This window comes from Achromobacter sp. K91, assembly GCF_003576205.1.
Taxonomy (GTDB): domain Bacteria; phylum Pseudomonadota; class Gammaproteobacteria; order Burkholderiales; family Burkholderiaceae_B; genus Achromobacter; species Achromobacter aegrifaciens.
On the sequence record NZ_QWFB01000052.1, the window covers coordinates 23,866 to 37,006 of the forward strand.

Annotated in this window: 12 protein-coding genes; 5 read left to right on the forward strand and 7 right to left on the reverse strand. The window is 66.3% G+C overall.

What is annotated here, in order from left to right:
* Nucleotides 1-6: 6 nt before the first annotated feature.
* Both DXK93_RS24990 and DXK93_RS24995 read right to left on the reverse strand, forming a co-directional pair.
* Nucleotides 7-1,191, reverse strand: coding sequence for an alpha/beta hydrolase (locus DXK93_RS24990; protein ID WP_119451542.1), 1,185 nt, complete (start codon nucleotides 1,189-1,191; stop codon nucleotides 7-9).
* A gap of 222 nt (nucleotides 1,192-1,413) precedes the next feature.
* Nucleotides 1,414-3,876: a penicillin acylase family protein gene (locus DXK93_RS24995; protein WP_119451484.1), complete on the reverse strand. Its 2,463-nt coding sequence runs from the start codon at nucleotides 3,874-3,876 to the stop codon at nucleotides 1,414-1,416.
* 320 nt (nucleotides 3,877-4,196) lie between these two features.
* On the opposite strand from DXK93_RS24995, the gene DXK93_RS25000 reads away from it, so the two are divergent.
* Nucleotides 4,197-4,604 (forward strand): hypothetical protein, encoded by a 408-nt coding sequence (locus DXK93_RS25000; RefSeq protein WP_082401051.1) that lies wholly within the window; start codon nucleotides 4,197-4,199, stop codon nucleotides 4,602-4,604.
* Between the two features lie 9 nt (nucleotides 4,605-4,613).
* Nucleotides 4,614-4,835, forward strand: coding sequence for a YMGG-like glycine zipper-containing protein (locus DXK93_RS25005; RefSeq protein WP_013393765.1), 222 nt, complete (start codon nucleotides 4,614-4,616; stop codon nucleotides 4,833-4,835).
* A 51-nt stretch (nucleotides 4,836-4,886) separates the two neighbouring features.
* Here the strand turns inward: DXK93_RS25005 and DXK93_RS25010 are convergent, their stop codons facing one another.
* The 4 genes from DXK93_RS25010 to DXK93_RS25025 are packed head-to-tail and all read right to left on the reverse strand — an operon-like array spanning nucleotide 4,887 to nucleotide 8,763.
* Nucleotides 4,887-5,717 (reverse strand): SDR family NAD(P)-dependent oxidoreductase, encoded by an 831-nt coding sequence (locus tag DXK93_RS25010; protein ID WP_225591363.1) that lies wholly within the window; start codon nucleotides 5,715-5,717, stop codon nucleotides 4,887-4,889.
* The gene (locus tag DXK93_RS25015; RefSeq protein WP_225588726.1) at nucleotides 5,714-6,454 is read right to left on the reverse strand and encodes an SDR family NAD(P)-dependent oxidoreductase; all 741 of its coding nucleotides are present in this window, start codon (nucleotides 6,452-6,454) and stop codon (nucleotides 5,714-5,716) included. The genes DXK93_RS25010 and DXK93_RS25015 overlap by 4 nt, the downstream gene beginning before the upstream one ends.
* 22 nt (nucleotides 6,455-6,476) lie before the next feature.
* Nucleotides 6,477-7,808, reverse strand: a complete 1,332-nt coding sequence (locus tag DXK93_RS25020; protein WP_054454873.1) for an MFS transporter — start codon at nucleotides 7,806-7,808, stop codon at nucleotides 6,477-6,479.
* A gap of 22 nt (nucleotides 7,809-7,830) precedes the next feature.
* Entirely contained in the window at nucleotides 7,831-8,763 is a 933-nt protein-coding gene (locus DXK93_RS25025; RefSeq protein WP_370127603.1) for an alpha/beta hydrolase, read from the reverse strand.
* Nucleotides 8,764-8,936: 173 nt separating this feature from the next.
* Here DXK93_RS25025 and DXK93_RS25030 point away from each other — a divergent pair, with 173 nt between their 5' ends.
* The gene (locus DXK93_RS25030) at nucleotides 8,937-9,839 is read left to right on the forward strand and encodes a LysR family transcriptional regulator (protein ID WP_054454448.1); all 903 of its coding nucleotides are present in this window, start codon (nucleotides 8,937-8,939) and stop codon (nucleotides 9,837-9,839) included.
* Between the two features lie 42 nt (nucleotides 9,840-9,881).
* On the opposite strand, the gene DXK93_RS25035 is transcribed toward DXK93_RS25030, so the two are convergent.
* Entirely contained in the window at nucleotides 9,882-10,559 is a 678-nt protein-coding gene (locus DXK93_RS25035) for a hydrolase (protein ID WP_054454449.1), read from the reverse strand.
* Between the two features lie 143 nt (nucleotides 10,560-10,702).
* Here DXK93_RS25035 and DXK93_RS25040 point away from each other — a divergent pair, with 143 nt between their 5' ends.
* Entirely contained in the window at nucleotides 10,703-11,608 is a 906-nt protein-coding gene (locus DXK93_RS25040; RefSeq protein ID WP_119451544.1) for a LysR family transcriptional regulator, read from the forward strand.
* 133 nt (nucleotides 11,609-11,741) lie between these two features.
* On the forward strand, nucleotides 11,742-13,133 hold the full coding sequence (locus tag DXK93_RS25045; protein ID WP_158598576.1) for an alginate export family protein: 1,392 nt from the start codon (nucleotides 11,742-11,744) through the stop codon (nucleotides 13,131-13,133).
* Nucleotides 13,134-13,141: the final 8 nt, after the last annotated feature.

Here is a 13,141-nt window from a genome sequence, read left to right on the forward strand (position 1 = left end):
GCCCGGTCAGAAATGCGCGCGCAACCACGCTTCCAGGTGTTGGGCCGCTACCGTCCTGCCGGCGGGCTCGTCCTTGGCCAGCGCCATGCCATGGTGGTTGCCGCGCACCCGCACATGGGTCTTGGCCTGTGTACCGATCTGGCCGTGGATGGCGACGATGTCGGCCGGGAACGTGCATTGGTCTCCGGTGTACTCGATCAGCAGCGTCGGCTGCCGCACGGCCGGCAGGGTCTGCTCCAGCGCGGCATTGGACGAGAGTCCCGACCAGGTCGACAGCCAGGACTCCGGCGTTACTATCCGGGCAAAGCCCACGCTGCCCCAGTTGGACACGAAGGGATCCTTGCCCCAAAGCGAGCCGGTCTTGCGGTCCGAAGGATCCAGCGTGATATCCCAGGCCCTGGGGTCCGCATCCGTGCGCCAGACGTGAAAGATCGGCGCGAATGCGGCCTGCTGCCGGTCCAGCGGCTGCAGCGAACCGGCCTTGACCTTGCCGCGGGCATCCTGCTTGGCGGCGAGCAAGGCGCGCGCTTGCTGGTCGATGCGCCGCACACGCTCGACCTGCGCGGCACGATACTTATCGAGAAACGCCTGGTCGTACCGCGCCTGCCCCGTCCGCGCGTCATAGCCGTTCTCGGCGCTGAACGGATCCAGCGCCGGATCGGTACGCATCGGATCGGCTTCGTCAACGACCGAGGGATCCAGACCAGACATGAGCAGCCTGCCTTGCCCCGGATGCGGCGACAGCAACACCAGTCCGTCCACCACCGGCATGGCGAGTTCGTTCAGCTTGGTGGGGCGGCCGGCAGGCGTTTTGCCGATACGGGAATCCGGCGCCAAAAGGGACTGCTGGTTGTACAGCGCATACAACCCGGCGCCGCCCGAATTGCCCAGGAGGACGATGCGCTCGTAGCCAAGATCCCGCAAGTGCTGCATGCCCGCCGCCACATCGAACAAGGCGATCTCATGCTCCAGCCTGAGGTCGTTGCCGATCGAGCGCGGCCCCTGCACCCAGCAGGCGCAGCCCGCATCGAGCACCGTCGGCACCATATAGTGCGTAACGGACATCTCGCGCGGATGCATCAGGGATACGACCGTACGCTCCTTGCCTGTCGCCGTGAACAGGAAGCCCAGGGTCCGCTGGCCGTCGGCCGTGCCCAAGGCGTAAGGCACAACCTTATAGGGCCGCTGCATCAACTCGGCATCCCAGGATGCCCCCCGCATGCCTGCCGTCACTGCGGCCATCTCTTTCTCAGCCACGAGCCTCTCCAATTAATTAACACCCAGGCAATTAATTTATGAGATATTTATCTGGGTGTCAATTAATTCTCGATAAGGCCAGCGCGGCGCATAAAAAAGCGCCGGCAGACGCCAATTATTGGCGCTTGCCGGCGTGGTCTTTCCTGGCCCTCTCCGTCAGCGCTGTACCGGACGCAGATTCAAGGTACCCGCCTTCTCGCTATCCACCTTGGCGCGGCTGAACGCCATGGGGAAATACTCGCCCGTTGCCCAGTCCTTGAGCAGGTTCTGGTAATACGGGCTGCGCGGGTCGGCGGATTGTCCCGGCACGTTCTGCATGCGCGAGTTGTCCCAGTCGGCCACGTCGATCACCTGGCGGTATGACGCGCCGCTGGTCTGGCGGAAGTCGCTGGCGCGGAAGGTGGCGCGGTGCACGGTGTCGTTGTCGCCGCTGACAGGGTAGCGCGGCGTGCCGTAGGCATTGGCGGTGGCCTCGGGCAACAGGCTGGCCAGGCTGTGCTCGAACTGGATGTGATGCAGCTTGCCCCACTGCCATTGCGAGGAATCCGGTCCCAGCTTGGCGCGCAGCTTCTGCAAGCCGTCGTTCAGCGCCTGCAGCAGCAGCGCGTCACGGCCCTGCTGCGGCTGCGCACCGAAAGCGCTGTCCGGCGTGGCCAGCTTTTCCAGCGTTTTGGCGGTGGACAGACTGCCGAAGACGGCCCGGCCGTTGGCAGGCACGTAGAGTTCAGTCACGCGCTTGACGACCTCGGGCAGCCAGAACTCGTACACCGTGGCCGCGCGCGATTCCGTTCCCACCCGGGCGTCCCAGTCCTTCAGCATGCTCAAGGCCTGCGACGTCGCGGGATCGGCCGAATTCAGCGACTTCGCGTAGCCCGTCAGCGTGCGCGCCGGAATGGACAGGTTGTCGTACTGCAGCGCCTGCGAACTCTGGACCGTCTGCCCCTTGCTGTCGGCCAGCACCTCGCGTATGCGCTGCACGCGGTAGGGTTCGGCCCAGGTGCGGGCGGACATGTCCTTGTAGCGGTAGTCGGCCGGCAGGTTGTATTCGTTGGCGGTGGCGACATAGCCCTCGGGAGGGTTGTAGGCGCGGGGCAGCGCGCTGCCCGGCAGGACGCCGCGCCATTCGAACTCGCCATTGCCGGGCACGGGGAGCATGCCGGACCAGTCCGCGCGCGGGCGTATCGGCGCGATGCTGCCGCCGAACCAGCCGATGTTGCCGTCCACGTCGGCATACACCATGTTCTCGCTGGGCGTGTAGTGCTTCTCCATGCCGGCGACGAATTCGTTCCAGTTCTGCGCCTGGTTCAGCCGCAGGCTGGCCAGATAGGCCGCGGTTCCGGGGAATTCCAGGTAGGCCGCGCGCAAGGCATAGGCCTTGCGCTTCACCGGATCCACGTAGATCACGGGGCCGTGGCGGGTGAACTTCAGCTGGCGCGTTGCCGCTGCCTGTCCGCGCACGGGGATCGACTCATCCACCTGGCGCATCTTTTCCCAGCGGCCGTTGTAGCGGTATTCGTCCGGCCTGGCTGGATTGGTGTCGTAGACGTACAGGTCTTCTTCGTCGCCAAAGGCGAAGATCGTCAGCCCGAAAGCGATGCGGTCGTTGTGGCCCATGGACACGCCGGGCAGCGCGGGCTCGCCCGCGCCGATCACGTTCCAGCCCGGCGCGTTCAGGTGCACCATGTAGCGCAGCGACGGCATGGTGATGGACCGGTGCGGATCGCCCGCGAGGATGGGCTTGCCGCTGGCCGTATGCTGGCCGGCTATGGTCCAGTTGTTGCTCTCGTAGCGGGTCGCCATGGGGTCGAACGCCGGATCCAGCGACGCCAGCAGATTCGCGGACAATTCCTGCGCAAGTTTTTCGCGCTCGGCGGCCGCGAGCGGGCTGCGCGGGAAGTCGGCGGCGACGAATTTCTGGCCGTTGCGCGCCAGGTTGTAGTCGCCCAGGACCTTGCTGTCGACGTCGCGCACGTCCAGTCCGGCAGGCACCTGCAGCGCCAAGGGCGGCTCGAAGGTGCTGAGTCCCTGCACGGCGTTCAGGCCCAGCGCCGCGACGCGTTGCGCCATCCGCACCTCTTCGTTGAGATTGCGGGTCAGGCCATAGATGCGGATGAGCGAGGTCTCGGGGCTCCAATAGCCGGGCTCGGTGCCGGTCAGCTTGAATTCCGGCGGCATCTGATCGGGATTCGCCTTGACCCAATCGATGTAGGCATTGATGCCCGCCGCGAAGGACGTGAGGATCGCCTTGCCCTGCGGGTGGTAGCTGGCGAATTCGGCCTGCATGTCGCCGCGGTACAGGAACAGGCGAGCCGCGCGGTCCTGCTCGACAAAGCGCGGACCGAATTGTTCGGCCATCTTGCCCTCGCCCTGGCGGCGCCAGAGGTCCAGTTGCCAGAGGCGGTCGCGCGCCGCGTTGAAGCCTTGGGCGAAGAACAGGTCATCCTGGTTCTGCGCGTAGATGTGGGACACGCCGTGGCGGTCGCGCACGATCTCCACTGGCTGGGACAGCCCCTTCATATCGACGGTTTCTTTCTTGCCTCCGGGCGACGCGCAGCCTGCCAGCACTGCAATCAGCCCGCTCGCCAGGAATGCCGCGGCCCTGCGATTGAACGTACGCATTGACTCCTCCTCGGGTTTATTTGTCTTCTATGTGCCTGCCGGCATCGAGGGGGCCATGCCGCCCGACGCGACAGCTAGCAATATGTACAGCGAAATTCCAAAGGCGGCGAACGCTGTTTCATTTGAACAGGCTTGCCAGAATCGGTAACGTCTGCGCCAGGTCCGTGTTGAAGCCCGATGGCAGAGCGGCACGCCTCTTGCGCAAGCATGCTTTCAAGCCTAAATTGATCTGGTCGCCTGGCGCTTGGCCATTGCAAGCGAACTGCGCGCATGGCGTTCTGGTTGTTTTTCTGTCTTTTGTTCCACCAAGGAGCGATATGATGAAAGTGAAACACCTGTTAGGCCCGGCAGCCCTCGCGCTGTCACTGCTGGTCGCCGCGCCGGTGGTAGCGGCGCCTACCGACCCGGCGCCCATCATCACCGGCAAGCAATGGTCGGAGTCCGACGCGAATCTGAAGAAGGCCTACCTGCTGGGCATGGCGAACCTCATCCAGGTGGAGCAGGCCTATCAGCAGCGCCGCGCGCCGGCGGACAACCAGACGCTGATCCCGCGTTTCGCCAAGGGTTTGCAGAGCCATACGCTCGATTCGGTGCGCGAACGGCTGGATAGCTGGTACGCGGCCAATCCGACCCGGATGGACCGCCCCGTGGTCGAAACGCTCTGGTTCGAAATCGTCGCGCCCGCGGCGCCGGCCACGCCGGCCGCTCCCGCCAAGCGCGCCCGCTAGGAGTCAACCATGAAAGTCATCCGATCGATCGCCATAGGCCTCATGATGGGGTCGCTGGTAGCCTGCACCAACATGAGTTCCAAGCAGCAAGGCACCCTGTCGGGCGCGGCCATCGGCGCCGCTGCCGGCGCGGGCATTGCCGCCATCGCGGGCGGCAGCGGCTGGACTGGGGCCGCCATCGGCGCCGCAGCCGGCGGCATTGCCGGCAATATCTACGGCGACAAGCACTAAGCCTCTGCCCTTGCGCAATGGCCAGTCCCGGGCCGCGGCCCGGGACTGCGGCTACAGATTGCCGGTGGACTTGCCGATCCGCCAGTACACGCCTCCTCCCGTCATGCCGCCGTCGACCGGCAGGTCCGCGCCGGTGATGAACGAAGCCTCGGGCCCCAACAGGAACATTACCGCCGCCGCGATCTCGTCGGCATCCGCGCCGCGCGACAGCGGCGTGGCGTCGCGGTTGCCTTCATAGAACAGGCGCGCCCGGCCGGCGTCATGCACGGCATTGGGCTGCATGATCATCGGAGTTTCCACCAGGCCGGGGCATACGGTGTTGACGCGTATGCCCCGCCCCGCCAGTTCCAGCGATGCCGCCCGCGTCAGGCCGCGCAGGGCCCACTTGCTGGCGGTGTAGGCTGCGCTGAAGTAGCCGGTAAGCCCCGCCGTCGACGACGTATTGACGATGGCCGCGCCCTGCGGCATCAGTGCGGCCAGGTTGCGGATGGCGAGGAATGGCCCGTCCAGATTGATGTCCAGCAGGCGCCGCCATTCCGCGTGCGTGGTCTCGGTCACGGTTTTGCGCAGGGTCACGCCGGCGTTGTTGACCAGGCCGTAGAGCGGCACGCCCGCAGCCGAAATCTCGTCGGCCAACGCCAGCCAATCGGATTCGCGGGCCACGTCCGCGACCCGGATGCGCAGCCGTTCGGCATCCGCGCCCGCCGCCGCGCGCAACTCCGCCCAGGTCGCATCGCTTTCGGGCAAGACGTCCAGCGCGTAGACGGTTGCGCCGGCCTGCAACAGGCGCAGCGCCTCGGCCGCGCCCTGCCCTCTGGCCGCGCCCGTCACGACGGCCGCCTTGCCGTTCCACCACGATGCCACGTCCTTGTCGTCGCTCATGTCTTGGACACTCCGCCGTCGACCATCAGCACGTGACCAGTGACATAGCCGGATGCCTGCGAAGCCAGATACAGCGCCGCGTCGGCGATCTCGGACGGCTGGCCCACGCGGCGCGCCGGCAGGCGTTCCACGTATTCGGCAAAGGTGGCGGCGTCGGCGTGCATCCAGCTGCTCATCGGCGTTTCGATGAAGCCGGGCGCAATGGCGTTGACGCGCAGCCCCTTGGGGCTCCACTCCAGCGCCAGGCATTGGGTCAGATGGGCCACGCCGGCCTTGGCAGCCGCATAGTCGGCGCAGTTCGGGCGCGGCTTGACGCCGGCATAGCTGGACAGGTTGATGATGGCGCCGCTGCCTTGCGCGATCATGTGGCGCGCAGCCGCCTGCGCGCCGAAGAACGTGCCTTTCAGGTTGATGTCCATGGTGCGTTGCCATGCGGCTTCGTCCAGGTCCAGGGCGGGCATGCGGGCCATGAAGCCGGCGTTGTTGACCCACACGTCCAGCGCGCCGTACTGGGCAGCCACCGCGTCGGCCAGTGCGCGTACCGCCTGCGCTTGCGTGACGTCCAGTTGGCGGCAATCCGCGTCCACGCCGGACAGCGCCTCAAGGTCCAGGTCGGTGGCGACCACGGTCGCGCCCTGCTGGCGGAACGCCGCCGCCATGGCGCGTCCAATACCGCCCCCGGCCCCCGTGACAACCGCGATTTTCCCTGCCAGATCCGGATAGTTCATTTTGCTCATGTGATGATGAAAAAATTGGAGTTCAGTTGAATGCCGCGCGCTTGGCGGCCTTGTTGACTGCGGTGTTGCCGGCTTCCTCGCCCGGCAGGCGGATGTCGTTCAGGTCCATGCCCGCCGTCTCCTTGATGAGGAAGGCGCCGGCAAACGCCATCAGCCCCAGCGCCCCCACGTAGGCCGTGTAGACCCAATCCAGCCCTTGGGCGCCCAGCCAGGCATTGATGTAGGGCGCGGTGCCGCCAAAGATCGCGACCGACAGCGAAGAGATGAAGCCCACGCCCATGGCGCGCGCGCCGGTCGGCACCTGTTCGGCCACCACGGCGGGGAAGATCGCCGCCAGCAGCGCCCAGACCAGGAGGCCTATCAGCTGCCCCACGAACAGCGTCCAGGGCTGGTCGGTCACGATGTGCGATACCGGGAACACCGCCAGCGCCACGCCCAGGCCGAAGGCCATCACCATGGGCTTGCGGCCGTAGCGGTCCGCCAGCCAGCCGCAGACCGGCAGCCACAACAGGCACACCAACTGCGCGATCAGGCTGGCCGTGTAGGCGCCCGCCGGATCCATGCCCTTGGTCGCGATGGCCGTGGCCGGCGCGAAGGTGACCCAGGTGTAATACGTGGCGTTGGACGCCGCGGCGATCATCACGATGTTGCGGGCGATCTTCAAGGCCTGCCGTGCCGACACCTTCTGCGTGCCGCCCTGCTCCGCGCTGTGTTCGAAGACCTCGCTTTCGCTTGCGCTGCGGCGCAGGAACAGCGCGTAGACGCCCAGCAGCGCCCCCACGCCAAAGCCCACGCGCCAGCCCCAGGCTTCCATCGCGGGCTTGCCCAGCCAGGACGTCAGCAACGCCGCCAGCGCGGTCGCGGCCATGACGCCGATGGTCACGCTGACGAACACCGAACTCGACCACAGCCCGCGCCGCGCGGGCGGCGCGATTTCGGCAACATAGGTATAGGCCACCCCGGACTCGCCGCCATGCGCCAATCCCTGCATCAGGCGACAAATGAAGAGCAATACCGAAGCCAGCACCCCGGCCTGCTCATAGGTGGGCAGCAGCGCGATTGCCAGGCTGGTCAGGGCCAGCAGGCACATGGTCAGAACCAGCGTGAACTTGCGGCCGTAGCGGTCGCCGATGCGGCCAAACAGCCAGCCGCCGATCGGCCGCGCCAGGAATCCGCCCGCGAACACGGCCAGCGTGGCCAGCAGCGCCGAACCGCGGTCGGACGGGTCGAACAGGTTCATGGCCAGATAGGCCGAGAACGTGCCGTACAAGGTCCAGTCGAACCATTCCAGGGCATTGCCCACGGCCGCCGCGCGCAGCGAAGCGTGGCGGCGTTGGCGGTCCTGTGTCTCCATCATTATTGTCGTCGTCATTTTTTTATCCGTGCTGGTCTTGGCCGAGGTGCCGCGCGAACCAATTGGCCGCGGCGTTGCTGGTGCGTTCGAAATGTTCCGTGTAGACCGAGTAATGGCCGCCGGGCAGCAGCAGCAACTCCTTGGGCTGATGCGCCGCGTTGAAAGCGTCCTGCTGCAGATCGGCAGGCGTCAGGCCGTCGCCGGTGGCGATGATCATCAGGAGCGGCGTAGGCGCGATGCGGCGCACGTACATGCCGGGCTCATAGGCGCGGGCCAATTCCAGCGACCGCAACGTGACCTCATTGACCCAGCTTGGGCAGCGGCGCGCTTCGCCCGTCATGTAGTTGTAGGAGTCCGGGCCCGGATAGGCGACTGGCGCGTCGGGATCGGCATCGACCATGCGCAGCATCGCAGGCGGCTGGCCCGCGTCGCGTGCCTCGCGGTCGGCTTCGAACGCGGCCTGCAGCGCCTGCGCCTTGTCGTAGCGCACGCGCCGTTGGGCCGCGGAGAAACCGCTGGTGGTCGGAACCTGGCTGACCACGCACTTGACGCGGCGGTCGATGGCGGCCACCGTCAGCGCGTGGCCGCCGCTGTAGCTGCTGCCCCAGATGCCGATGCGCTCGCGGTCGACTTCCGGACGTTGGCGCAGATAGGAAATTGCCGAACGGAAATCCTGGATCTGCCGCTGCGGATCGATCTCCTGGCGCGGCATGCCCTCGCTGCGGCCGAGATTGCGGAAGTCGAAGGTCAGCGCGGCCAGGCCCCGGGCCACCACAGCGGCCGCGTACTCTTCCAGGTCCCCGCCGGCGACCATGGACCAGCCGTGCGCGAGCGCGACCGCGCCGACCGGGCCGCTGGCCTGCTCGGGCCGGTAGAAGGTACCGCGCACCAGATCCCCTTCGACCAGGAATTCAATCGGTTCTGCCGATCCTTTTGGACCTGATCGTTCTGGCATAGATGAACTCATGCCTGTCTCCTTATCGCTCATCAATGAGCTAAGCTTGTGTGAACAGGTCGAATTCTGCCCATCGGGCCTGGCGCGAACAAGCGCTATTATTCAAGCCATCAATCGTTAATCCCGATTGATATAAGAACGACTACTACGCGCACGGAAGGTGCCCCGGAGCCATGGATCTACGCCAATTCGATTGTTTTCTGGCCGTTGCGGACAAGCTGCATTTCGGCCGCGCGGCGGAAGCGCTGCACATGAGCCAGTCATCCGTATCGGAAGCGGTCAAGGCGTTGGAAAAGACGCTGGGCGCCCCCTTGTTCGAGCGCAGCAGCCGCCGCGTCGCGCTTACGCCGTTGGGCGAAACCCTGAAGCTGGGCGCGGGACCGGCCGTGGTCATGCTGAAAGCCGCGCTGGACGACTGCAAGCGCCAGGCCGCGGGCAAGCCGCGCCATCTGCGCATCGGCTTCCTGGGCGGCGGTTTCTACGAGCTATACCGCCCGCTGGTCTCGGAATTCAAGGCCGCGCATCCCAACGTGGAGCTGGAGTTCGTGGAACTGACCTACGTCACCCACTACGCGGCGGTGGCCGACGGCTCGGTCGACATTGCGTTCTGCCGTTTGCCGCTGGGCGCGGACGGCCTGTGCCATGGGCCCATCGTGTTGCGGGACCAGCGCATGCTGTGCGTCCCGCTTGATCACCCGTTTGCCGCGGCGACCCTGCTGGACCCCGAGCTGCTGGCCGAGGAACGGCTGGTGCGCATGGTGCCGGGATCGGTCAACCAGGAATGGCAGGACTACCACTTTCCGCGCCACACGCCCAAGGGCAAGCCCATCGGCGACGGCCCGGTGGTGCGCACGATCCGCGAGGGCATCGCGGCCGTGAACACGCGCGAAGGCCTGCTGATGCTGACCAAGCGCGCCGCCAGTTATTACGCGACGCCCGAGATCGCATTCGTCGAGATCGACCTGCCCGCCATGCCTTCTGCCCTGGTCAGGCGGGTGGACGACCACCGGCCCATTCTCCAGGAACTGGAAGCCTTGCTGCTGCGCATCGCCGAGCGGCATGGCGTGGCGGCTTGATCCGGGCCGCGAGGCCCGGGCCTCCGCTTATATCGAAGCGGATCAGCGCTGCGAATCCAGGACTTCGTTGTTCTTCACCACTTCCTGCGCCTTGGAGTAGCTTTCGATCAGCAACTGGTAGGCCGGGAACACCTTGGTGTAGACCTCGGCCCACTGCATGGCGTCTTCGCGGTTCCAGGTCTTCTGCAGTTCCGAGGCCACGGCGGCAGTGTCCATCGGCACCACGCCGGCCTGCACCACGCGCGCCAGCGTGATTTCCTGGGCCATCTTGGTGTACGTGCCAGAGGCGTCGATCACCGCGAACACCTTGTAGCCGTCGGCGACGGCGCTGATGGCCGGGAACGCCATGCACACGCTGGTGATGGTGCCGGCGATGATGAGCGTCTTGCGGCCGGTGGCCTTCACGGCGGCAACGAATTCGGGGTTGTCCCAGGCGTTGATCTCGCCCTTGCGCGCAATGTATTGCGCATGCGGGGCGTTGGCGTGGATCTCGGGAATCAGCGGACCATTCGGGCCTTGCGGCACGGAAGCCGTGGTGATGACGGGCATCTTGGCCAGCGTGGCCATCGACGCCAAGGCGCCAGCGCGGGCACGCAGCTCCGGCATAGGCATGTCGCCCACGGTCTGGAACAGGCCGCTCTGATGATCGATCAGCAGCATGACGGCGTCGTCGGCGTCGATAACAGGACGTTGGCCGTTGAAGTTGGCGGGTGCGGACATGGTGTACTCCTAATTTGAAAGGTCGACGGCTTGTGGCCGAATCAGAAGCCTTATGGCTGCACAAATATTAAAAATAGAACAAAATTGTCGGAAGACCGATTTTTTGCTTTCAGCGTTCTATTTTTTGAACCAAAGGGATGCCCATGCAGGATCTCAACGACCTTTTCTATTTCGTGCAGACCGTCGAGCACCAGGGCTTTGCCCCCGCGGGACGTGCGCTGGGCATGCCCAAGTCCCGCCTCAGCCGCAGGCTGGCCCTGCTGGAAGAGCGCCTCGGCGTGCGCCTCATCCAGCGCTCGACCCGGCATTTCATGGTCACGGACATAGGCCAGACCTACTACGAGCGCTGCAAGGCCATGCTGGCCGAAGCGGAAGCCGCGCAGGAAGTGATCGACGCGGCCCAGGTCGAGCCGCGCGGCGTGGTCAAGCTGACCTGCCCGATCGCCCTGCTGCATACCCATGTGGGCGGCATGCTCGCCGACTTCATGATCAAGTACCCGCGCGTGGTCATACAGTTGGAGGCCACCAACCGCCGGGTCGACGTGCTGGGTGAAGCCGTGGACGTGGCGATCCGCGTCCGCCCGCCTCCGCTGGAAGACAGCGAACTGGTCATGCGCGTGCTGTCGGACCGCGGCCAGAGCCTGATCGCCAGCCCGGGCCTGACGGCCCAATGCGGCCAGCCCGCAACCCCGGACGACCTGGGCGCCTGGCCCAGCCTGGCGCTGGGCTCGCCCAACCAGGCCTATCGCCTGGAGCTGTACAAGCAGGACGGCCAGCAGGCCACCGTCTCGCTTGCCCCCAGGATGATCACCACCGACATGATCGCCTTGCGCAACGCGGCGGTGGCCGGCGTGGGCGTCGTGCAACTGCCCACCATGATGGTGCGCGAACAGCTGCAGGCGGGACAGCTGGTCCGGCTGCTGCCTGACTGGGCCCCGCGCCGCGAGCTGATACATGCGGTGTTCCCGTCGCGGCGCGGCCTGCTGTCGTCGGTCAGGGCCTTGGTGGATTATCTGGCGGAGCGCTTCGGGAAGTTGCAGGAAGACTAGCCCAGCGTTCCGTTTTCAGGACAGCCAGGGCTAAAAATGGCGACTACCGACGCCATTGTCCTTAATCTATCTTGCCGCCTGGTCACTTCTACCGCTGTCGACGCTTGCACGCGTCGGCTGCAGCCCAGGCAACTTGAACTTCCACAGACTCGCAATCCTCCCGCTGGCCGCGCTGGCAATCGGCGCCGCGCAGGCCGCCGGGTCCGCGCTGCCGCCCATCGATCCCTGGCGTTATACCGAGGACTACAGCTACCTGGACGACCCGACCAAGCGCACGGGCGCCTGGGGCGAAGCCGGCAAGTGGATCCGGCTGGGCGATTCCTCCGCGCTGACCCTGGGCGCCGAGCTGCGCGCCCGCTATGAGCGCTACCGCAACAACGAATTCGGCGACGCGGCCGTACCCGACGAGGGTTACCAGCTGTACCGTTTCCTGCCCTATGCCGACCTGCAGCTGGGCCGGCAGGTGCGCGCCTTCGGCCAGTTGAACCTGACCCATGCCGAACGCGACACCGGCTCCATCGGACCGCCCGACGACACCGGCAGCGACGTGCTGCAGGCTTTCGTCGACGTCTCCCTTGCCGGCGCTGCGGGCACCTGGACCGCGCGCGCGGGCCGCCAGGTCATGGCCTATGGCAGCGAACGGCTGATCTCGGCGCGCTACGGTCCCAACGTGCTGCGCTCGTTCGACGGCGGCGCGCTCAGTTGGCAGAGCCAGGAACTGCGCGTGGACGGTTTCCTGGTGCGCCCGGTGCGCAACGATCCGGACGATTTCAGCGACCGCGCCGACTCCCAGCGCCGGCTCGGCGGCCTCTACGGCACCTGGTCCGCGCCCGGCGGCCTGGGCGACACCGGCCTGGATGCCTACCTGCTGTCGCTGTCCAGCGACTCGGCCACCTACAACCAGGGCAGCGGCCCCGAAACCCGCAACGCGCTGGGCGCGCGCCACTTCGGCCAGCACGCCTCCTGGCGCTGGGACCTGGAAGCGGTCTACCAATACGGCAGCTTCGCCGGCGCGCCGGCGCGCGCCTGGTCGCTCGCCAGCGACGTGAGCTACACCTTCCGCGGCACGCCATTGCAGCCGCGCGTAGGCCTGAAGGCCAACATCATCAGCGGCGACCGCAATCCGGACGATCCCAAGCTCCAGACCTTCGCCGTCTTCTTTCCCAAGGGCAAGTACTTCGGCGAAGCGGGCCTGATCGGCCCTTCCAACCTCATCAATCTGCATCCCTCGCTCACGCTGGACCTGGGTTCCGGCTGGACGCTGGGAACCGCGGCGGTCTTCTACTGGCGCCAGAGCCTGCAGGACGGCGTGTACGGCGTGGCCGGCAATCTGCTGCGCCCGGCCGGCGCCAGCCGCGCGCGCTACATCGGCACGCAGGCCGACGTGGTGCTGGGCTGGGAAGTGTCGCGCCACCTGAGTTTCGAAGCCGCCTACTCGGTGTTCCGGCCCGGAAGCTTCATCCGCGATACGGGGCGCGCCGAAACCGTCCATTTTTTTGGCCTGGAAGCGCTATGGCGCTACTGACCCCCCTC